The organism is Burkholderia sp. MSh2 (assembly GCF_000731655.1).
Lineage (GTDB): Bacteria > Pseudomonadota > Gammaproteobacteria > Burkholderiales > Burkholderiaceae > Burkholderia > Burkholderia paludis.
The window spans coordinates 93421-114441 of sequence record NZ_JPGM01000019.1 but is presented as its reverse complement, the minus strand read 5'-3'; the positions used below and the strand labels follow the sequence as shown (position 1 = coordinate 114441).

The 21021-nt window shown below is 69.6% G+C and carries 21 protein-coding genes; 7 read left to right on the top strand and 14 right to left on the bottom strand.

The window, feature by feature from the left end:
• Positions 1–11: 11 nt before the first annotated feature.
• Genes GQ57_RS13275 through GQ57_RS13260 form a run of 4 tightly spaced genes read right to left on the bottom strand, consistent with a single transcriptional unit; the run spans position 12 to position 2849 of the window.
• Positions 12–473, bottom strand: a complete 462-nt coding sequence (locus GQ57_RS13275; RefSeq protein ID WP_031398868.1) for an ExbD/TolR family protein — start codon at positions 471–473, stop codon at positions 12–14.
• Between the two features lie 24 nt (positions 474–497).
• Positions 498–1166 carry a MotA/TolQ/ExbB proton channel family protein gene (locus GQ57_RS13270; protein ID WP_031398869.1) on the bottom strand — a complete coding sequence of 223 codons (669 nt, stop codon included), beginning with the start codon at positions 1164–1166 and terminating at the stop codon, positions 498–500.
• A gap of 18 nt (positions 1167–1184) precedes the next feature.
• Positions 1185–1982: a 4-hydroxy-tetrahydrodipicolinate reductase gene (gene dapB / locus GQ57_RS13265; protein ID WP_031398870.1), complete on the bottom strand. Its 798-nt coding sequence runs from the start codon at positions 1980–1982 to the stop codon at positions 1185–1187.
• A 54-nt stretch (positions 1983–2036) separates the two neighbouring features.
• Positions 2037–2849: an outer membrane protein assembly factor BamE gene (locus tag GQ57_RS13260; protein ID WP_031398871.1), complete on the bottom strand. Its 813-nt coding sequence runs from the start codon at positions 2847–2849 to the stop codon at positions 2037–2039.
• 140 nt (positions 2850–2989) lie between these two features.
• Here GQ57_RS13260 and fur point away from each other — a divergent pair, with 140 nt between their 5' ends.
• Positions 2990–3418 (top strand): ferric iron uptake transcriptional regulator, encoded by a 429-nt coding sequence (fur, locus tag GQ57_RS13255; protein WP_031398872.1) that lies wholly within the window; start codon positions 2990–2992, stop codon positions 3416–3418.
• A gap of 102 nt (positions 3419–3520) precedes the next feature.
• Here the strand turns inward: fur and GQ57_RS13250 are convergent, their stop codons facing one another.
• The 3 genes from GQ57_RS13250 to GQ57_RS13240 all read right to left on the bottom strand — a co-directional run bounded on the left by GQ57_RS13250 (position 3521) and on the right by GQ57_RS13240 (position 6506).
• Positions 3521–4054: an ureidoglycolate lyase gene (locus tag GQ57_RS13250; RefSeq protein ID WP_034198079.1), complete on the bottom strand. Its 534-nt coding sequence runs from the start codon at positions 4052–4054 to the stop codon at positions 3521–3523.
• 14 nt (positions 4055–4068) lie between these two features.
• Positions 4069–5076: an allantoicase gene (gene alc, locus GQ57_RS13245; protein WP_034198066.1), complete on the bottom strand. Its 1008-nt coding sequence runs from the start codon at positions 5074–5076 to the stop codon at positions 4069–4071.
• A 107-nt stretch (positions 5077–5183) separates the two neighbouring features.
• Positions 5184–6506 carry a C4-dicarboxylate transporter DctA gene (locus GQ57_RS13240; protein WP_031398875.1) on the bottom strand — a complete coding sequence of 441 codons (1323 nt, stop codon included), beginning with the start codon at positions 6504–6506 and terminating at the stop codon, positions 5184–5186.
• A gap of 212 nt (positions 6507–6718) precedes the next feature.
• Between GQ57_RS13240 and GQ57_RS13235 the strand changes: the two genes are divergently transcribed.
• Entirely contained in the window at positions 6719–7441 is a 723-nt protein-coding gene (locus GQ57_RS13235) for a FadR/GntR family transcriptional regulator (RefSeq protein ID WP_081896649.1), read from the top strand.
• Between the two features lie 30 nt (positions 7442–7471).
• Here GQ57_RS13235 and cynR read toward each other — a convergent pair whose 3' ends face one another.
• On the bottom strand, positions 7472–8362 hold the full coding sequence (cynR, locus tag GQ57_RS13230; RefSeq protein WP_031398877.1) for a transcriptional regulator CynR: 891 nt from the start codon (positions 8360–8362) through the stop codon (positions 7472–7474).
• Positions 8363–8490: 128 nt separating this feature from the next.
• On the opposite strand from cynR, the gene GQ57_RS13225 reads away from it, so the two are divergent.
• On the top strand, positions 8491–9690 hold the full coding sequence (locus GQ57_RS13225) for an MFS transporter (protein ID WP_034198064.1): 1200 nt from the start codon (positions 8491–8493) through the stop codon (positions 9688–9690).
• A gap of 116 nt (positions 9691–9806) precedes the next feature.
• Here GQ57_RS13225 and GQ57_RS13220 read toward each other — a convergent pair whose 3' ends face one another.
• The 4 genes from GQ57_RS13220 to GQ57_RS13205 all read right to left on the bottom strand — a co-directional run bounded on the left by GQ57_RS13220 (position 9807) and on the right by GQ57_RS13205 (position 14262).
• On the bottom strand, positions 9807–10865 hold the full coding sequence (locus GQ57_RS13220) for an L-idonate 5-dehydrogenase (protein ID WP_031398879.1): 1059 nt from the start codon (positions 10863–10865) through the stop codon (positions 9807–9809).
• 10 nt (positions 10866–10875) lie between these two features.
• On the bottom strand, positions 10876–11832 hold the full coding sequence (locus GQ57_RS13215) for a 2-hydroxyacid dehydrogenase (protein ID WP_031398880.1): 957 nt from the start codon (positions 11830–11832) through the stop codon (positions 10876–10878).
• Between the two features lie 69 nt (positions 11833–11901).
• Positions 11902–13350 (bottom strand): MFS transporter, encoded by a 1449-nt coding sequence (locus GQ57_RS13210; protein WP_031398881.1) that lies wholly within the window; start codon positions 13348–13350, stop codon positions 11902–11904.
• A gap of 138 nt (positions 13351–13488) precedes the next feature.
• A complete protein-coding gene (locus GQ57_RS13205; protein WP_031398882.1) occupies positions 13489–14262 on the bottom strand; it encodes an SDR family NAD(P)-dependent oxidoreductase in 774 nt (257 codons plus the stop codon).
• A 151-nt stretch (positions 14263–14413) separates the two neighbouring features.
• On the opposite strand from GQ57_RS13205, the gene GQ57_RS13200 reads away from it, so the two are divergent.
• Entirely contained in the window at positions 14414–15304 is an 891-nt protein-coding gene (locus GQ57_RS13200) for a LysR substrate-binding domain-containing protein (protein ID WP_031398883.1), read from the top strand.
• Positions 15305–15392: 88 nt separating this feature from the next.
• Here the strand turns inward: GQ57_RS13200 and gap are convergent, their stop codons facing one another.
• Both gap and tkt read right to left on the bottom strand, forming a co-directional pair.
• On the bottom strand, positions 15393–16403 hold the full coding sequence (gap, locus tag GQ57_RS13195) for a type I glyceraldehyde-3-phosphate dehydrogenase (RefSeq protein WP_014898111.1): 1011 nt from the start codon (positions 16401–16403) through the stop codon (positions 15393–15395).
• An 87-nt stretch (positions 16404–16490) separates the two neighbouring features.
• On the bottom strand, positions 16491–18518 hold the full coding sequence (tkt, locus tag GQ57_RS13190) for a transketolase (protein ID WP_052001294.1): 2028 nt from the start codon (positions 18516–18518) through the stop codon (positions 16491–16493).
• Between the two features lie 260 nt (positions 18519–18778).
• Here tkt and speE point away from each other — a divergent pair, with 260 nt between their 5' ends.
• The 3 genes from speE to GQ57_RS13175 all read left to right on the top strand — a co-directional run bounded on the left by speE (position 18779) and on the right by GQ57_RS13175 (position 21002).
• A complete protein-coding gene (gene speE / locus GQ57_RS13185) occupies positions 18779–19636 on the top strand; it encodes a polyamine aminopropyltransferase (RefSeq protein WP_031398885.1) in 858 nt (285 codons plus the stop codon).
• 164 nt (positions 19637–19800) lie between these two features.
• Positions 19801–20217, top strand: coding sequence for a VOC family protein (locus tag GQ57_RS13180; protein ID WP_031398886.1), 417 nt, complete (start codon positions 19801–19803; stop codon positions 20215–20217).
• Positions 20218–20234: 17 nt separating this feature from the next.
• On the top strand, positions 20235–21002 hold the full coding sequence (locus tag GQ57_RS13175; protein WP_031398887.1) for a 16S rRNA (uracil(1498)-N(3))-methyltransferase: 768 nt from the start codon (positions 20235–20237) through the stop codon (positions 21000–21002).
• The last annotated feature ends 19 nt before the right edge of the window (positions 21003–21021 follow it).

Here is a 21021-nt window from a genome sequence, read left to right as displayed (position 1 = left end):
GCCGGAGCCGCTCAGCGATTCGCCGGCACGGCGGCCGGTGCGGCGGAACCGCCCGCCTGCGGCGGCACGTCGGTCACGAAGCCGATCCGCGTGAGGCCCGCCGCCTGCGCGGCGCCCATCACCTGCGCGATCACGTCGTAGCGCGTCGCGCGCGACGCGCGCAGCCGCAGCTCGGGCGGCGCGCCGCCCGCGGCGGCGGCCCGGAAGCGCGCGGGCAGCGCGTCGAGCGCCACCGGCGCGTCGTCCCAGTACAGCTTGCCCGCGTCGTCGATCGACAACGTGACGGATTGCGGCGTATCGCGCGCGACGCCGGCCGCGACCTTCGGCAGGTCGAGCCGGATCGCATGCGTCATCAGCGGCGCGGTGATGATGAAGATGACGAGCAGCACGAGCATCACGTCGATCAGCGGAGTCATGTTGATCTCCGCCATCGGCGCGGACGTCTTGTGGTGCTCGAGCCCGCCGAATGCCATGGTCGTTCCTCCCGGACGGGCGCGTCAGGCGCCCTGCGCGCACACGAACACGTGCAGGTCGCGCGCGAAGCCGTCGAGCTCCTCGGCGAGCTGCCGCACGAGCCGGCCGAGGATGTTGTAGGCCAGCACCGCGGGAATCGCGACGACGAGCCCGAACGCGGTCATGATCAGCGCCTCGCCGACCGGCCCCGCGACGTTCTCGATCTGCGCCTGCCCGCTCGCGGCGATGCTGCCGAGCGCGTGGTAGATGCCCCACACGGTGCCGAGCAGCCCGACGAACGGCGCGGTGCTGCCGATCGACGCGAGCAGCACCTGGCCGAATTCGAGCCGCCTCTGCGAACGCAGCATCGCATGCCGCAGCGCCCGCAGCACGCGTTCGCCGCGCTCGACGCGGGCGGCCAGCGCGGCCGGGTCATGATCGTCGGCCGCATCGCGCGCGGCTTCGGCGAGCGGCACGAACACGCGCTCGCGATCGGCGCCGGCCAGCGCGGCAATGCCCGCGTCGAGGGACGGCGCGCGCCAGAACGCGGCGAGCGCGCGCGGCCCCTGCCGCTTCGCGCGGACCAGCAGCCAGGCTTTCATGAACAGGAAGCACCAGCTGGCGATGGACATCGCCAGCAGCACATAGGCGACGGCGTGCGTGATCGCATCGCCGCTTTCGAGGTAGTGGACAACGCCGGTGGGAATCGCCATCGGAGTTTCCCCGTGGGCTCAGCGCAGGCCGAGCACGTCCTGCATGTCGAACAGGCCGGCGCCGCGCGCCGACAGGAAGCGGACCGCACGCAGCGCGCCCTGCGCGTACGACACGCGGCTCGACGACTTGTGCGTGATCTCGATGCGCTCGCCGATCCCGGCGAACAGCACGGTGTGATCGCCGACGATGTCGCCGCCGCGCACCGCGGCAAAGCCGATCGACGACGGATCGCGCTCGCCCGTCACGCCGTGGCGGCCGTACACCGCGCAATCGTCGAGCGTGCGCCCGAGCGCGCCGGCGACGGCCTCACCCATCATCAGCGCGGTGCCCGACGGCGCATCGACCTTGTGGCGGTGATGCGCCTCGATGATCTCGATGTCGTAGCCGTGCGAGAAATGCTTGGCCGCGAATTCGAGCAGCTTCAGCGTGACGTTCACGCCGACGCTCATGTTCGCCGCGAATACGATGCCGATCCTGGCCGCGGCGGCCTGCAGCCCGGCCTTCTGCTCGGCGGTGAAGCCGGTCGTGCCGATCACGAGCCGCACGTCGTGGCGCAGCGCGGCCTCGATGTGCGCCATCGTGCCTTCCGGACGCGTGAAATCGATCAGGTAATCGGCCTGCGCGAACACGGCGTCGAGGTCGGCGGTCAGCTTGACCCCGGTTTCCTTGCCGAGGAACGCGCCGGCGTCCTGGCCGAGGAACGGCGAATCGGCACGGTCGAGCGCGCCGACGAGCTGCGCGTCGGCATCGTTGAGAACGGCTTCGATCAGCATCCGGCCCATTCGGCCCGATGCGCCGGCAATCGCAATCTTCATGGCTTTCTACACGACAGGTCTAAAGGCGGGCGGCGCATGCCGCCCGGTTCCCGCTTACTGCGACTGGGCCGGCGCGGTGATCGGCTGGTTCTGCAGCGTGTCCGAGCCTTGCGGGCCGACCGGCTGCGCCGCGTCGCTCGACGTGTTCGGCTGCGGCGGACGGTGGAACTGGAACTGCGGCTGGATCGCCGGCACGGCGCCCGGCGGCTGGCCGCCCGGCACCGGCGCGCCGCTGGAAGCCTGCGTCGACGGCGTGAACCGGCGCGCGGCCGCGGTCTGCCCGGACACCTGGTTGGTCGCGCGGTTGGCCGCGCGCGCCGCCTGCTCGTTCGCGTCCTGGCCGGCCGCAGCGGCCGCGTCGGACGGGCCGGCGACGGCCTCCGGCGCCGGCGCGCTCGCCGCTTGCGCGGCGCTCGCGGCGGCAGCAGCCTCGGCGGCCTTCTTCGCCGCCGCGGCCGCCTTCGCCTTCTTGCCGCCGCGGTCGCCGTCGATGTCGGCCAGCAGGTCGAGTTCCGAAGGCAGGTTGTCCGCCCCCGTCCAGCCCGCGACGCGATCGCCCACGAACGTCACGACGAGGTCGCGCTGCTGGACGACGGCGGTCGAGCCGCGCTTGAAGTAGAACAGGTAATCCCAGCGGTCGGCATGGAACATGTCCGCCAGCAGCGGCGTGCCGAGCAGCGTGCGCACCTGCTCGCGCGACATGCCGACCTGCAGCTGCGCGGCCTTCTCCTGCGACACGAAGTTGCCTTGCACGACGGTAATCCGGTAAGGGGTGATGCTCTGCGCGATGCGCTGCGTCACGCTGTCGTACGACGAACAACCAGCCAGCGCGGCAACGGCGGCGGCAGCGATGATGACACTCCGCATGCGGCTCCTCTGAAAGTGCGAAAGAGATTCTGGAATCATTTCCCTCACCGTGCAGGCCCGTGGCAGGCCGCGCGTGTTTCTGGAACGGCGAAAAGCCGGTAACATTGAAGCCCTGCATTGTACTCTAGGGATGCCTAGCCATGACCAATCCGACGGATCTCAAGAATATCGGGCTAAAGGCCACCCTACCGCGCCTGAAGATTCTCGAGATCTTCCAGCAGAGCCCCGTGCGCCACCTGACGGCCGAAGACGTCTACCGGAACCTGCTCAACGAGCAGCTCGACATCGGGCTCGCGACCGTCTACCGCGTGCTCACGCAGTTCGAGCAGGCCGGCCTGCTCTCGCGCAGCAACTTCGAATCCGGCAAGGCCGTGTTCGAGCTGAACGAGGGCTCGCACCACGACCACCTCGTGTGCCTCGATTGCGGCCGCGTCGAGGAATTCTTCGATCCCGAGATCGAAAGCCGCCAGCAGGCGATCGCGAAGGAGCGCGGCTTCCGGCTCCAGGAGCACTCGCTCGCGATGTACGGCTCCTGCACGACCGAGAACTGCCCGCACCGCAAGCACTGAACCGGCGCGACCCGCGCATGCGACACGGCCCGGCCGGCATCTCGCCGCCCGGGCCGTGTACTTTTCCGGCTCCCGCCTGCCGCGCGGGATCGCCGGCAATGCTTACGAAACCCCTTCGATACCCGCGCAAGCCGGCTCGAATGCGAGCCCCCACGCATGGTCGAGCGGAATCTCGTCGCAGTTCGGCTGCGGCCCGCCGCGATCGACGACCACGAAATCGCTGACCGCGTCGAGCGCGAGCAGCGGGTGGTGCCAGACACCCTTCGCATAATTCACGCCCTGCCACCCTTCGGCCAGGAACGCGCGCATCGCGTCGGGCCGGAACTCGCCGGCCGGCGCGACGACGATCGCGTAACGCGACACCGCCGCGAGCGGGATGAACGCCTGGCTGCCGTGCGGATGGCGCTCCATCAGCGTGACCGCGACCGGCAGCGCGCGCGGCTGCGCGCGGAACATGCTGACGAGCGGCCGGCCGCCGTCCGCGCACACGTCGATCGTCGCGAGATCGTGAAAGCGTTCGGTCGAGCCGCCGTTGATCGGGAAATGCCGCGCGCCTTCGAGTGCGATCACGTCGCCGAACGGCGCGAACGCTTCGCGGGTCAGGCGCTCGACGCGCAGGATGGGAGATCCGCTCATGCCGTTGCCCTCCTTCACGCCGGCTCGCCCCACAGACGCAGGCGCGACACGCCGCCGTCCGGGAAGATGTTGAAGCGCACGTGCGTGACGGGGCCGAGCGCGGCGAGCTGGTCGAACGTGTGGACGTGATCCATCGACAGCTTCTGCTCGCCGAGCAGTTCGGCCCAGAACATCGCCTGCGTGACGAGCGAATCGTCGGTGCCGCCCGCGACCCGCGCGGCCTGCAGCGAGCAGCGGTCGGGGAAATTGCCCTTGAAGAACGCCGTGTCGACCTCGACGCGCCGGATGACGCCCGGCCGCGCAAGCGCGACGATCGCCCAGTCGTTGCCGGGCTCGCGGCGCCGCCGCGTTTCCCAGCCGTCGCCCATGTTCGCGCCGCGCCCCGGCATCAGCATCTGCGAGGCCGAGCCGAAGTGCTGGTTGTTCGCGGCCACCAGGTGGCCGCCGTTCTCGATCGCCGCGAGGTCGACCAGCTCGCCGGCCGGCTGGTCGCGCCAGTCGCGCTGCGGCTGGCCGTACACGCGCAACCGCGCGAGCCCGCCGTCCGGATACAGGTTCACGCGCAGGTGCGTGTACGGCTGCGCATCGGCGACGCTCACGTAGTGATGCGCATTGCCCTGCAGCGTCGTCGCCGGAACGATCGTGCGCCATTCGGCGTTGTCGGGGGGCGTGTCGCCTTCGGCGATACACGCATCGATCGACGCGGCCGGCGGGAAGTTGCCGGTGAAGTGGCTCGTGTCGAGGGCGACGCCGTGAATCACGCCCGGCCGCGCGAGCCGCACCACGCAGAAGTCGTGGCCGGTCGTGCGCTTGCGGCGCGTTTCCCAGCCGTCCATCCACTTGCCGTGGTCGTCATACTTGCCGGGAATGAACACCGCCGGCTCGGGATTGAGCATGCGTTCCTTCGGCGCGAAGAATTCGTCGCTGGCGAACAGCGCCTGCGCACCGAGGCGCGGGTCGGCAAGGTTCATGTAACGCCGTGCGAACGCCGGCGCGTCCGGATCGAGAATGGGGGCTGCCATGTCGTCTCCTGAGGTTCGATGAAGGGCCGGCGCGTCGAGGCGCCGGCCACATGAATGCCGGATGCGCGGGGCGGCCGCGAGCGCCGCCGCCCCGCGCGGGGTCGCGCTCAGAGCGCGTGAGCCTGGTCGCCGGCGACCGGCGCCGCGCGGCCTTCCTCTTCGGCGGGCACGTAGCGCAGCTCGCGATTCAGCACGCGCGTCGCGCGGGCGCGGTCGATGTCGTTCTCCCACACCGCGACCACGACCGTCGCGACGCAGTTGCCGATCAGGTTGGTCAGCGCGCGGGCGATGCCGACGAACCAGTCGACCGGCAGGATCAGCACGAGGCCCAGCACAGGGATCGCGGGGATCGCCGACAGCGTCGCCGCGAGGATCACGATCGCCGACCCGGGGATGCCGTGCGCGCCCTTCGACGTGACGAGCGACACGAGCAGCACGACGATCAGGTCGTGCGTCGACAGCGGCGTATTGGTGGCCTGCGCGATGAACAGCACGGCGAGCGTCAGGTAGATCGAGAAGCCGTCGAGGTTGAACGAATAGCCGGTCGGGATCACGAGGCCGACCGTCGAATCCTTGACGCCCATGTATTCGAGCTTGCGCATCACCTGCGGCAGCACCGCGTCCGACGACGCCGTGCCGAGCACGATCGACAGTTCCTCGCGCAGGTAGCGGATCAGCTTGAACACCGAGAAGCCCGCGAGCCGCATCACCGTTCCGAGCACGACCGTGACGAACACGAAGCAGCTCAGGTAGAACACCGCGACGAGGTAGCCGAGCTGCTTGAGCGACGCGACGCCGTACTTGCCGGTCGTGAACGCGATCGCGCCGAGCACGCCGAGCGGCGCGAGCTTGATGATGAAGCCGATGATCCGGAAGAACACGTGCGACAGTTCCTCGATCAGCGAGTTGACGCGCTGCGCCTTGTCGCCGAGCAGCGACAGCGCGGAGCCGAACAGCACCGCGAACACGAGGATCTGCAGGATGTCGCCCTTCGCGAACGCGTCGATCGCGGTCTCGGGGATGATCTTCATCAGGTAGCCGGCCGTGTCCTTCAGGCTCTCGGCGTTCTTCGCGTACGACGCGAGCGACGCCGCGTCGAGCGAGCGCAGGTCGATGTTCATCCCGACGCCCGGGCGCGTGAGCCAGGCGAGCACGAGGCCGATGCCGAGCGCGAGCGTCGTCATCACCTCGAAGTAGACGACCGCCTTCAGGCCGACCCGGCCGACCTTCTTCAGATCGCCCGCGTTGGCCATCCCGCTGACCACGACGCAGAACACGATCGGGCCGATCACCATCTTGATCAGCTTCAGGAAGCCGTCGCCGAGTGGCCGTAGCGATTCGGCGAAATGCGGGAAGAACGCGCCGAGCGCGACCCCCAGGATCAATGCGACGACTACCCGGCCAAACAGCGAATTGAGGAATTTCGACACGGCGCTCTCCCGATCCAACGGTTGCAGTTTCGTCTGTTCATACTGGTAAGACCAGTGATGTTATGGTGGATAGTAGGAAGCCGATATAGTGACGTCAAGGACGGACAAAATAGGGATTTCCCGCCCCTTCGCACGCGTCGTTCCCGCCCCGGAACGGGCCGGGTCGTGGCTTTCCCGTAGGGCGCTCATGCACCGCGCAAGTGCGGATTACAATGCCGGTCAGACCGGCCATCGTTCGCATCATGAAAAATGTTCCACATACCGTGACCGACGCCGCCATCGCGACGATCCGCGACCGGATCGAGACAGGCGTGTATCCGGTCGGCAGCCTGCTGCCGGCCCAGCGCCAGCTCTCCGAGGAGCTGGAGATCAGCCGCGCGTCGCTGCGCGAGGCGCTGTCGACGCTCGAGGCGCTCGGGATGCTGCGCATCCGCGCGGGCAAGGGCGTGTACGTCGAAAGCGCGCAGGCCGCGACCGCGCACGCGTGGCAGTTCGCCGAGCAGTCGTCGCCGCCCGATACCTACCAGATGCGCTATGCGCTCGAGGGATTCGCCGCGCGGATGGCCGCGCACGTCGTCAGCGACGACGACATCGCGTGGTTCGAGACCAACCTGACCGACCTGCACGCCGCGCTGTCCGACAGCGCGCTCGACGAAGCGTCGCAGCTCGACTTCGACTTCCACATGCGGATCATCCACCTCGCCGGCAACGCGGCGATCGAATCGATCCTGCGCAGCAGCGCCGACATCATGAAGGAAAGCCAGCGGATGCCGTTCTACCGGCGCGAGCTGCTGCTGTCGACCTGGCACGAGCACCGCGCGATCGTCGATGCGCTGATCGCGCGCGACGCATCCGCCGCGGGCAGCGCGATCGAGACGCACATCGCGAACGCCGCGCAGCGCGCCGGCATCTTCTTCCCGACGCCGCGCGCGTAACGCGGCCGCGCCGCCGCGTGGTCGCGCCGGTCACCCGCCCGACGGTTCGCGATACGCGAGCGCGCGCTCGATGAACGCGCGCGCCGCGACGCTGCGGTACGCGCCCTTGCGCGTGAGCAGCGCGGCCGTGCGCGTGGGCAGCGGCGGATCGATCTCCAGCGCGCACAGGTCGCTGCTCTCGCGCGCAACCGCGTGAGGCAGCACCGTCGCGAGCCGGCCGCGCCGCACGAGCTCGAGCACGGCGCTGATCGTGTTCGTCTCGATCGCGATCTTCGGCTGCGCGCCATGCTCGATGAAATACCGGTCGATGCGCTCGCGTGTCGCGAACGCGCGGCTCAGCAGCACCAGCGGCTCACCGCCGAGTTCCGCCGGCGTCAGCGCACGGCGGCGCCGCGCGAGACGGTGCGTGCGGCCCGTCACGAGCGCAAGCGGCTCGTCCCACAGTGGCAGCGCGTCGATGTCCGGCGCACGCGGCGGTACGAACCCGAAGCCCGCGTCGAGACGATCGTCGGCGAGCAGCGCCTCGATGCGCTCCTGCGGCATCGCGTCGATCGTCAGCGCGACGTTCGGATAGTCGGCATGGAACGCGTCGATCAGCGAGCCGCTCAGGTAAGCCGCGAAGGTCGGCATCATCGCGAGCCGCAACGAGCCGCCGCCGAGATCGGCCACGTCGTGCAGCGCACGCTGCCCCGTGTCGAGTTCCTGCAGCGCGGCGCGCGCGTGGCGCGCATAGACTTCGCCGAATTCGGTGAGGCGCACCGTGCGGCCCGACCGGTCGAACAGCGGCACGCCGAGCGTCGCCTCGAGCTGGCGGACCTGCTGCGACAGCGTCGGCTGCGACACGTGAAGCGCGTCGGCCGCGCGCGTGAAGCTGCGCTGCTCGGCGACGGCCAGGAAATAGCGGATGTGGCGGAGTAGCATCGCGGCCAATGTATTGGGATTGCCAATGCAGGCCATAAGGATCCAGTCTTGGACGCTATGGGTCGATTCCCGCATCATACCCACATCCGCTCCCGTGCCCCACGCCTGTCGCCGCCTTTCTCGCGACCATGGAACCGCATCACGACAACCACCCTCCCCTCACTCGTGGCATGACGCTGCTGTTCGCCTGCGCGTGCGGCATCGTCATCGGCAACATCTATTACGCGCAGCCGCTGCTCGCGGCCATCGCGCGAAGTTTCGGGCGCGCGCCGACCGAGCTCGGCTATCTCGTCACGCTGACGCAGCTCGGCTATGCGGCGAGCCTGCTGCTGATCGTCCCGCTCGGCGACGCGGTCAACCGCCACACGCTGATCGTGCGGCTCCTGATGCTCAACGTCGTCGCCCTGGTCGCGGTCACGGTCAGCACGAACTTCACGATGTTCGTCGTCGCGAACGTCGCGGTCGGCTTCGTCACGTGTTCGACCCAGCTGCTCGTGCCGTTCGCGGCGTCGCTCGCCGATGCGCGCTCGCGCGGCCGCGCGGTCGGCACCGTGATGAGCGGGCTGCTGCTCGGCATCCTGCTCGCGCGCGTCGCGGCCGGCGCGATCGCCGACGGGTTCGGCTGGCGCGCGGTGTACGGCATCGCCGCGGCGCTGGTGCTCGCGCTGACAGCCGTGCTCGCCGCGAAGCTGCCGAAGGATCGCCGTACCACGCGCGTCGACTACGCGGCGCTGATGAAGTCGCTCGTCGCGCTGGTGCGCGCGCAACCGCTGATCGCGCTGCGCTCCGCCTACGGCGCGCTCGTGTTCGCGTGCTTCAGCCTGCTGTGGACCGGCCTCACGTTCCTGCTGAGCCAGCCGCCGTATGGTTATTCCGAAGGACAGATCGGCCTGTTCGGGATCGTCGGCGCGGTGGGCGCGCTCGCGGCGACGTCGGCCGGCCGGCTCGTCGATCGCGGGCACGGCAATGCGGCGACCGGGCTGTTCGCGGCCGCCGTGCTTGGATCGTTCGCGCTGATCGCGGCCGGCGCGCACTCGCTCGCGGCGCTGATCGCGGGCATCCTGCTGCTCGACGTCGGCGTGCAGGGGATGCACATCTCGAACCAGAGCGTGATCTATGCGCTGGCCGGCAACGCACGCAGCCGCGTGACGACGCTCTACCTGACGAGCTACTTCATCGGCGGCGCGTTCGGGTCGTTCGCGGCGAGCGTCGCGTACGGCAGCGACGGCTGGCGCGGCGTCTGCATCGCGGGCGCGGCGCTGTCGGGCGTACTGATCGCGCTGTGGCTCGCGTCGCAGCGCATCGGCGCGCGGCAGGTCACGCAGTAGTGCGGCAGCGCTTGCGCTGCCACGACGCAAAAAAAAAAGCACGCCGCGCGGATCGCGGGCGTGCCTTTTTCAACGATGCCGGCCTGCCGATGGTGCTGCGCGCAGGCGCCGGGCCGTCACGCGGCCTCGTCCGCGAAATCGATCAGCACCTTCATCGCTCGCTGCCGGTCGCCGGCCAGCTCGAACGCGAGGTTCGCGTCGCGCATCGGGAACACGCGCGTGACGGCGGGCCGCAGGTCGACGCGCCCCGCGTTGATCAACTGCACCGCGAGCGCGAATTCCGCATGGAAGCGGAACGAACCGCAGATCGACAGCTCCTTCGCGACCACGACGTTCTGCGGCAGGCTGACGTCGCCGCCGAGCCCGAGCTGCACGACGACGCCGCGCGGCCGCATCACCTCCAGCCCGTCGCGCAGCGCGCGCGCATTGCCGGAACACTCGATCATCACGTCGAACGTGCCCTTGTCGGCGCCGTAGCGCTCGACCCACCCGGCATCGGCCGACGCATTGATCATGCGGTCGGCGCCCAGCGCGCCCGCCACCGCCAGCGGCGCATCGACCACGTCGGTCGCGACGATCTCCGCCGCACCATGCACGCGCGCCGCCGCGACCGCCAGCACGCCGATCGGCCCGCACCCCGACACGAGCACGCGCTTGCCGATCAGCGGGCCCGCGCGCGACACCGCATGCAGCCCGACCGCGAACGGCTCGGCGAGCGCCGCGAGCGACAGCGGCACGTGATCGGCCACCTTCACGCACTGCCCCGCGTCGCACACGAGCGCGTTGCGAAACGCCCCCTGCACGTGCGGCATCCGCATCGCGCTGCCGTAGAAGCGCATGTCGAGACACTGGTTCGGCAGCCCTTCGAGGCAGTAGCGGCATGCACCGCACGGCCGGCTCGGATTGACCGCGACGCGATCGCCGACCCTCACCGACGTCACGTCCGGCGCCACTTCCGCGACCGTGCCGGCCACCTCGTGACCGAGCACCATCGGCTGCTGCAGCCGGATCGCGCCGAACCCGCCGTGCCGGAAGTAATGAAGGTCGGAGCCGCAGATGCCGCCCATCGCGACATCGACGCGCACCTGGCCCGGGCCGATCTCGCCCGCGTCCTGCCCCTCGACCCGCAGGTCGTTCGGCCCGTGGATCACGACACACATGCAACGCATACGCATGACACCCTCCTCAGGCGACCGGCGTGAGCAGCGGCTCGCCGGCGAAGTGCGCGGCGAGGTTGTCGCGCACCAGCCAGCCCATCGCCTGGCGCGTCTCGATCGTCCCGCTCGCATGGTGCGGCTGCAGCAGCACGTTCGGCAACGCGAGGAAACGCGGGTCGATGCGCGGTTCGTTCCAGAACACGTCGAGCGCCGCGCCGGCGATCGCGTTGCGCTCGAGCGCATCGAGCAGCGCCGGTTCGTCGACGGTCGTGCCGCGCGACACGTTCACGAGATAGCCCTTCGGCCCGAGCGCGTCGAGCACGGCGGCGTCGACGAGGTGGCGTGTCGTCGGCCCGCCCGCGAGCGTGACGATCAGCAGGTCGCACCAGCCGGCCAGCTCGGCGAGGTCGCCGAAGAAACGGTGCGGGCTGTCCGCGCGCGGCGCGACGTCGAAGTAGCCGAGCTCGACGTCGAAGCCGGACAGCCGGCGCGCGAGCGTCGAGCCGATCCGGCCGAAGCCGACCACGCCGACGCGCTTGCCGTAGAGCCGCGTGACGAGCGGCATGTCGCCGTCGCGCCACGCGCCGGAACGCACGTAGGCGTCGCCGGCGTCGATCCGGCGCATCATCGCGAGCGCGAGCCCGACGCCGAGATCGGCCACGTCGCCGGTCAGCACGTCGGGCGTATTCGTCACGCGAATGCCGCGTGCGCGCGCCGCGGCGAGATCGATCGCGTCGGTGCCGACGCCGTAGCACGCGATGATCTCGAGCTTCGGCAGCGCGGCGATCAGTTCCGCATTCGCGCCGAGATCGCCGCGCGTCGCGAGCGCGCGCACGCCGGCGCCGTGCTCGGCGAGGAACGCCGCGCGGTCGGCGGCTTCCCACAGCCGGTGGACGTCATAGCCGGCCGTCAGCCAGGCGTCGTCCCACGGCTGGTAAGGGCCCGTCATCAGCAGTTCGGGCCGCTGGATCGATTCTTGCGCCATCTGCGCTTGCTCCTGTCGAGGTAAATTGAATGCGAAAGCGTGCCGGGCCGCATCGGCCGCCCGGCCCGGTCATGCGTGCCGGGCGAGCGGGTCGGCATCCGGTGTCGGCGCCGCCTGCGCGGCGTCGAGCGGATCGTCGAGATCGCGGTTCAGCGTTTCGGGCATCCGCGCCGTCGTGAACAGCGTGATCAGCGTCAGCAGCACCAGGTACGCGGCGATCGGCACCCACGCGCGCACGCCGGCCGTGTGGTCACCCCCATGCAGCGCGATCACCGTCGCGATGATCGTCGCGCCGACGAGCGGCGCGATCCCGCCCGCGAGCACCGCCGACACTTCGCGCGAGAACGACACGCCCATGTAGCGGTGACGCGCGCCGAACAGTTCGGGCAGCAGCGCGGCCTGCGCGCCGAGCATCCCCCAGTTCGCGAAGCCCTGCGCGACCGAGATCGCGACGACGCTTGCCACCACGTTCCCCTGGCTGAAGATCCACCACACCGGGAACGCGAGCGCGAGTTGCAGCCACGCGAACGTGCGATACACCCGCACGCGGCCGAAGCGGTCGCTCAGCCGGCCCGCCAGCGGCACCGTGCACGCGCCGACGGTTGCCGCGCACACCAGCGCGAGCGCGCCGATCGGCCCCTTCATCCCGATCACGCCCGCGAGATAGCTGACGGCGAGCGCCTGGTAGATCGACGAGCCGCCGTTCTCGGCCATCCGCAGGCCGATGCCGATCAGCAACGAGCGCTTCGAATGCTGCACGGCGCTCTTCAGCGGATTCGCCAGTACCTGCGCACGCTTCTCGAGCCGCACGAAGGTCGGCGACTCGTGCAGCCGCACGCGCATGTAGATCCCGACCGCGACGATCACCGCGCTGAACAGGAACGGCACGCGCCAGCCCCAGCCGTCCGTCACGCGGTCGAGGTTCGCGAGCAGCAGGAAATAGACGGCGGCCGCGAGCACCGTGCCGAGCTGGATGCCCAGGAACGGCAGCGACGCATAGAAGCCGCGTTTGCCCGGCGGCGCGTATTCGGTCATCAGCACCGCGGCGCCGGCCTGCTCGGCGCCGGCGCCGAGGCCCTGCAGGATCCGTAGCAGGACGAGCAGCGCGGGGGCCCAGTAGCCTGCCGTTTCGAAGGTCGGCAGCACGCCGATCAGCGTGCTCGCGACGCCCATCAGCAGCACCGTCGCCGTCAGCACGAACTTGCGGCCGATCCGGTCGCCGAGCACGCCGAACACAACACCACCGAGCGGGCGCACCGCGAAGCCGACGAAGTAGGTGCCGAAACTCGCGATCAGCCGCATCTCGGCGGTCTGCCCGGGAAAGAACAGCGGCCCGAACACCAGCGCCGATGCGAGCGTGTACAACGCGAAATCGTAGTATTCAAGCGCGCTGCCCAGCGAGCAGGTCCACGCCGCGCGGTTGAGCTGCTTGGGGTCGACGCCGCGGCGCTCGACGGTTTCGCCCGGCGCGCCGGAGCCTGCATCGTGCCGCGCGGGCGGCGGGAAAGTGCGGTCCATCGTTGTCTCCTGTCTCCTGCTTCCGTTCCGGAACCGGGTCGCGCGATGCGCGCCGGGACATCGGCCCGCTCGTGCGGCGGGCTCTTCTGGGAATTCGGATGCCGGCCGTGGCCGGCGCGACGGCGCGAACGCCGCCGCTCAGACGGCGGCGGTCAGGCCGCCGTCGACGAACAGCGTCTGGCCGTTCACGAAATCGGATGCGGCCGACGCGAGGAAAATCGCCGCGCCGCACAGCTCGTCGACGCGCCCCCAGCGGCCGGCCGGCGTGCGCTTGCACAGCCAGTCCGAGAACGCCGCGTCATCGACCAGCGCGCGGTTGAGTTCGGTTTCGAAATAGCCGGGTGCGAGGCCGTTGGCCTGGATGCCGTGGCGCGCCCAGTCGGCGCACATGCCTTTCGTCAGCATCCGCACAGCGCCCTTGGTCGCCGCATACGGCGCGATCGTCGGCCGCGCAAGCTCGCTCTGCACCGAGCAGATGTTGATGATCTTCCCGCGGCCGCGCGCGATCATGTGCCGCGCGACGGCCTGCGCGACGTTGAACACGCCGTCGAGGTTCACGCGCATCAGCGCCTGCCAGTCGTCGGGCTCGAACGCGTCGAGCGGCGCGCGGCGCTGGATGCCCGCGTTGTTCACGAGGATGTCGATCGCGCCGACGCGCGCCTCGAAATCGTCGACCGCCGCACGCACCTGCGCATGCTCGGCGACGTCGAATACTGCGTAGTCGGCCGTGAAGCCTTCCTCGCGCAGGTGCCGCACGAGCGTCGCGGCCTTCTCCTCATTGCGATCGTTGATGACGATCGCGGCGCCGGCTTCGGCCAGCCCGCGGGCGAGCGTCAGCCCGATCCCGCGTCCGGAACCGGTAATCAGTGCGCGGCGGCCGTCGAGGCGGAACCGGTCAAGCGCGTGGGTCATGCGTGTCTCCTCGTGCCAAGGGAGCCGGCTGCCCGTCGCGGCCGGTCTCGCGTTGACGGTATCTTCGGCCGCCGGCCGGGGGCCGTGCCAATGGTCTTTTTTGATCCGGTTATCATGAAATCTGATTACCGATCTCCCGTACCCGCCGCCCATGGAACTCAAGCAATTGCGCGCCTTCGTCACGCTCGCGGAAGAGCTGCATTTCGGGCGCGCCGCGCAGCGCCTGTTCATCGTGCAGCCCGCGCTGAGCATGCAGATCAAGGCGCTCGAGGAAGAACTCGGCGCGCGCCTGTTCGAGCGCGACCGGCACAAGGTCGAGCTGAGCGACACGGGGCGCGTGTTCCTGCCCGAAGCCCGCGCCACGCTGCAGCAGGCCGCGCGCGCGGAGCAGATGGCGCGGCTGTCGAGCCGCGGCGAGATCGGCACGCTGCGGATCGCGTTCGTGTCGTCGGTGCTGTCCGCGCTGCTGCCGGCCGTGCTGCGCACGATGCGCGAGCGCTATCCACTGATCGCGCTCGAACTGAAGGACATGCCGACGCCCGACCAGATCGCCGCGCTGCGCGACCGGCGGATCGACTTCGGGATGATCCGGCTGCCGGCCGCCTATGCGGGCATCGACACGCGCGTGGTGCTCGAGGAAGGCTTCGTCGTCGCGCTGCCGCTCGACCATCCGCTGGCCGCACACGACGCGATCGCGCCGGCGGCGCTGCGCGGCCAGCCGGCGTTCGTACTCGCGCGCCGCTACGCGCCGGGCTTTCACGACGACATGCTGCTCGCGCTGAGCCGCGCGGGCACGACGCTCGAGATTGCACAGGAGTTCGGCGAATTCACGACGATGCTGGCGCTCGTCGCGGCGGGGATGGGCATCGGGCTGATCCCGGCGGAAGCCGCCAGCGCGCTGCCGCCGAACGTGCTCGCGCGGCCGCTCGATCTGGCCGGACACCGCACCGGCATCGGCCTCGCGTGGACCGACCTCGACAGCCCGCTGAAGCGCGCCTTCGTCGCCGCGCTCGAGCAGGTGACGGCAACGCCGGGGCCCTGAGCCCGGACAATAAAAAAGCCCGGCCGGAAAACCGGGCCGGGCTCGTTCGCCGCGCAGGCCGCCTGGCGGCGGCTGCGCAACGCGGCGATTACTTCGCGTTCGCGAACGCGACTGCCGTATCCAGCATGCGGTTCGAGAAACCCCACTCGTTGTCGTACCAGCTCGACACCTTGACGAGGCGGCCCGACACCTTGGTCAGCGTCGCGTCGAACGTCGACGAAGCCGGGTTGTGGTTGAAGTCGATCGACACCAGCGGTGCGTCGTTGTAGCCGAGGATGCCCTTCAGCGCGCCTTCCGATGCTTCCTTCATGATCGCGTTGACTTCCTCGACCGTCGTGTCGCGCTTGGCGATGAACGACAGGTCGACGACCGACACGTTGATCGTCGGGACGCGGATCGCGTAGCCGTCGAGCTTGCCGTTCAGTTCCGGCAGCACGAGGCCGACGGCCGACGCAGCGCCCGTCTTCGTCGGGATCTGGCTGTGGGTCGCCGAACGCGCACGGCGCAGGTCTTCGTGATAGACGTCCGTCAGCACCTGGTCGTTCGTGTACGCGTGGATCGTCGTCATCAGGCCGGTTTCGAGGCCGATCTTGTCGTTCAGCGGCTTGACGAGCGGTGCGAGGCAGTTCGTCGTGCACGATGCGTTCGAGATGACCGTGTGCTCGGCCTTCAGCACGTTGTGGTTCACGCCGTAGACGATCGTTGCGTCGACGTCCTTGCCGCCCGGCGCCGAGATGATCACCTTCTTCGCGCCGCCCTTCAGGTGCGCGCTGGCCTTTTCCTTGGTCGTGAAGAAGCCCGTGCATTCCATCACGACGTCGACGCCCAGCTCGCCCCACGGCAGTTCGGCCGGGTTGCGGTTCGCCAGCACGCGGATCTTGTCGCCGTTCACGACGAGGTAATCGCCGTCGACCGACACTTCGCCCGGGAACTTGCCGTGCGCGGTGTCGTACTGGGTCAGGTGCGCGTTGGTCTTCGCATCGCCCAGGTCGTTGATCGCGACGATCTCGAGATCGTGCTTCTTGCCGTTTTCATAGAACGCGCGCAGCGTGTTGCGGCCGATACGGCCGTAGCCGTTGATTGCGACGCGAATCGTCATGGTCTATCTCCTGATGGCTGAAAAAATTCGTTTCGTGCAGCTTCACGGTGCGACGCGCGCGAGGGGTGGCGCGCGTCGCGTAGGTTCTCAGGCCAGCACGGCCTTCGCGGTTTCGACGACGTGCTCGACGGTGAAGCCGAAGTGCTTGAACAGCACGCCGGCCGGCGCCGATTCGCCGAACGTGTCGATCCCGACGACGCCGCCTTCGAGGCCGACGTACTTGTGCCAGAAGGCCGTCACGCCCGCTTCGATCGCGACGCGGCGCACGCCGTGCGGCAGCACGCGTTCGCGGTATTCGGCGTCCTGGCGGTCGAACACGTTGGTCGACGGCATCGACACGACGCGGGCCGCGATGCCCTGCTGCGCGAGCGGCTCGACGGCCTTCATCGCGAGTTCGACTTCCGAGCCCGTCGCGATCAGGATGATCTTGCGCGCGACGATCTCTTCGTCCCAGTCCTTCAGCACGTAGCCGCCCTTGTCGATGTTCGCGATCTGCGCATCGGTACGCGGGTTGAACGCGAGGTTCTGGCGGCTGAAGATCAGGCTCGACGGACGGTCTGCGGCAACTGCGTGGGTCCACGCGACGGCCGTCTCGACCGTGTCGGCCGGACGCCACACGTCGTGGTTCGGGATCAGGCGCAGGCTCGACACGTGCTCGATCGACTGGTGCGTCGGGCCGTCTTCGCCGAGGCCGATCGAATCGTGCGTGAACACGAAGATCGACGGCACCTTCATCAGCGCGGCCACGCGCAGCGCGTTGCGGCTGTAGTCGGAGAACGTCAGGAACGTGCCGCCGAACGGCTTGTGGCCGCCATGCAGCGCGAGGCCGTTGATCGCGGCGCTCATGCCGAATTCGCGCACGCCGTAGTTGATGTGGTTGCCGAGCGCGACGCCCGGGCCTTGCGGATTCGCGCGGACGGCCTTCGAGGCCTTCCAGTTGGTCAGGTTCGAGCCGGTCAGGTCGGCCGAGCCGCCGAGCAGTTCCGGCAGTGCGGCGGCCAGGCCTTCGATCGCCTGCTGCGACGCCTTGCGGGTCGCCACCGTCTCGCCGCGCTCGTTCGCGCCGGCGATGATCGCCGCGGCCTTTTCGGCCCAGTCGGCCGGCAGCGCGTTGGCCATCCGGCGCTCGAATTCGGCCGCTTCCGCCGGGAACTGCGCGCGATACTGCGCGAACGTCGCATCCCATTCGGTTTCCGCGTGCTTGCCGGCTTCCTTCGCGTCCCACGCCGCATAGACTTCCTGCGGAATCACGAACGGCGCCCAGGTCCAGCCGAGCGCTTCGCGCGTCTTCGCGATTTCTTCCGCGCCGAGCGCCGCGCCGTGCACGTCGTGGCCGCCGGCCTTGGTTGCCGCGCCCTGGCCGATCACCGTCTTGCAGCAGATCAGCGTCGGCTTGTCCGACAGCTTCGCCTTCGCGATGGCCGCGTCGACCGCGTCGACGTCATGGCCGTTCACGTTCGGGATCACGTTCCAGCCGTACGCTTCGAAGCGCTTCGGCGTATCGTCGTGGAACCAGTTCACGACGTCGCCGTCGATCGAGATGCCGTTGTCGTCGTACAGCGCGATCAGCTTGTTCAGCTTCAGCGTGCCGGCGAGCGAGCAGGCTTCGTGCGAGATGCCTTCCATCAGGCAGCCGTCGCCGAGGAACACGTACGTGTGGTGATCGACGATCTTCGCGCCGTCGCGGTTGAATTCGTCCGCCATCAGCGCTTCGCCGAGCGCCATGCCGACCGCGTTCGCGAGGCCCTGGCCGAGCGGGCCGGTGGTCGTCTCGACCCCCGGCGTGATGCCGTACTCCGGGTGACCCGGCGTCTTCGAGTGCAGCTGGCGGAAGTTCTTCAGCTCTTCCATCGGCAGGTCGTAGCCGGTCAGGTGCAGCAGCGCGTACAGCAGCATCGAGCCATGGCCGTTCGACAGCACGAAGCGGTCGCGGTCCGCCCAGTGCGGATTCGTCGGGTTGTGCTTCAGGTGGCGCGACCAGAGCGCGACGCCGATTTCGGCCATGCCCATCGGCATGCCGGGGTGGCCGGAGTTCGCTTGCTGGACGGCATCCATCGCGAGCGCGCGGATCGCGTTGGCCATCAGGGTGGTAGAGGCGGGAGACGAAGTCGTCATGTCGAGTCCGGAGAACGAGTCGAGGAAACGGGGCACGGCGGCATCCGGAAGCTCGGGCGTCGATCGTTCCCGGCGCGCGGTGCGGCGCCTGACGGACGCGAAGCGGACGGAGCCTACGGACGAGGCTGCAAAGCTCGACATTTTAACAGATGGGCTGACATTTCCCTTGTCCGCGCCTAGTGTTCCGGCACGGTTTTCAGCCAAACCGCACGCCTCCTATAATTCAGGCGTCGGAACTGCCTGCCCCCAACGGCCCGCCCGTGAGCACCACGCTACTTTTCCACCCTACGCCCGACGCCACCTACGGGTTCCCGAACGCCCGGCGGCTCGCGCACGTCGCGTCCCCGCACCAGCGGATCGAAGTCTGGGAAACCCCGCAGCTCGGCCGCCTGTTCACGCTGGACGGCCGGCCGATGACGTCGGTCGGCGACGAGTACGTCTACCACGAGTGCATGACGCACCCGGCCGCGCTCGCGCACCCGTCGCCGCGCCGGGCGCTCGTGCTCGGCGGCGGCGACGGCGGCGCGGCGCGCCAGTTGCTCAAGCATGCATGCATCGAGCGGATCGTGGTCGCGGAACTCGACGACGAAGTGATCGGGATGGCGCGCCGCTATCTCGACGACGTGCACCAGGGCGCGCTCGACGATCCGCGCGTCGAGGTCGTGATCGGCGACGCCGCGCATTTCGTCGAGTCGACCGTCGAGCATTTCGATCTCGTCGTGTTCGACCTCACGCCGCCCGATTCGCCGGCGGCCGGCCTCTATACGCGCGCGTTCTACGCACGGCTCAAGCGGATCCTCGCGCCGTGCGGCGCGATCTCGATGCACCTCGGCTCGCCGGTGTTCCACGCGGCGCGGATCGCCGCGCTGCTCGACGACCTGCGCGCGAGCTTCGCGGTCGTCGATCCGCTGTCCGCACACGTGCCGCTGTACGGCTCGCAGTGGCTGATGGCGATCGCGAGCGACACGCTCGACGCCGCCGCGCTGTTCGCGCACGACATCGACGACCGGCTCGCCGCCCGCCACGTCCAGGGTTTGCGCTACTACGACGCGCGGCTGCATGCGTCCCTCTTTGCCCTGCCGCGCGCGCTGCGCGATACACTGGGCGTCCGCCGCTAGGCGGCCCGGGCCGCCACACCGCACCGCGGCACTGCCGCACCGCGCCATCGCGGCGTCGCCGGATGTGCGATGCGCGGCACCGGAGCGAACACGCGGCGCCCCCTGAACGAACGCCTGGGCACGGAATCGAAGCAAGCGCCGAAGCGCCAACACAGGAGATTTTCATGACCGATCCACGTCCGGCCAACGTGCCTTGGTTGACACCCTACCTGGCCGTACGCAACGCGCGCGCCGCCATCGAGTTCTTCAAGGCCGCATTCGGCTTCGAGTTGCGCGACCTGCACGACGAAGACGGCGCGATCATGCACGTCGAGATGGCCTATCGCGGCCAGCTGATCGTGATGTTCGCGCCCGAGGGCGCGTTCGGTTCGACCGCGCTCACGCCGAAAAGCGCGAACGCCACCGCACCGCAATCCTTCTATTTGTATGTCGACGACGTCGACGCCACGTGGCAGCGCGCGCTCGACGCGGGCGCCCGGTCGCTGACCGCGCCGCAGGACCAGTTCTGGGGCGACCGCTTCGCGCAGATCGAGGATCTCGACGGCTACCGATGGGCCCTCGGGCGCCGTCTCGACACATGAACGACACAGTGACACGCATGACCGAAGCCACCACCACCGCGGCCGTGCCGCGCTTTTTCGTCGACGCCGCGCTGCGCGCCGACGCCACGCTCGCGCTGCCGGCCGACGTCGCGCGCCACGCGCAGGTGCTGCGCCTGCAGCCCGGCGACGCACTCGCGCTGTTCGACGGCACGGGCGGCCAGTACCGCGCACGACTCGTCGAGATCGACAAGCGCAGCGCGCTCGCGCAGATCGACACATTCGAGCCGGCCGAGGCCGAGCCGCCCTATCGCGTGACGCTCGCGCAAGGCATCGCCGGCGGCGACAAGATGGACTGGGTGATCGAGAAGGCCGTCGAGCTGGGCGTCGCGGCGGTCGTGCCGCTGTCGACCGCGCGCGGCGTCGTGAAGCTCGCCGGCGAACGCGCGGACAAGCGCGTCGCACACTGGCGCGGCGTCGTGCGCGCGTCATGCGAACAATGCGGGCGCAACCGGGTGCCCGACGTCGCCGCGATAGCCGGCTTCCATGCGTGGCTCGATGCGCTGCCGGCCGCGCCGGCCGACGGCGAGTTGCGGCTGCTTCTGTCGCCGCGTGCCAGCATCCCGTTCGCATCGCTGCCCGACGCGCCGCCCGCGGCAACTGTCACGCTGCTGATCGGGCCCGAAGGCGGGCTGTCGCCCGACGAAGAAAACGCGGCGCGGGCGCGCGGCTTCACCGCGCTGTCGCTCGGGCCCCGCGTGCTGCGCACCGAGACGGCGGGCGCCGCCGTGCTCGCGGCACTCGCGGCGCGCTGGGGCGGGTGGTAACGAACGGGCCGTGCCTCCG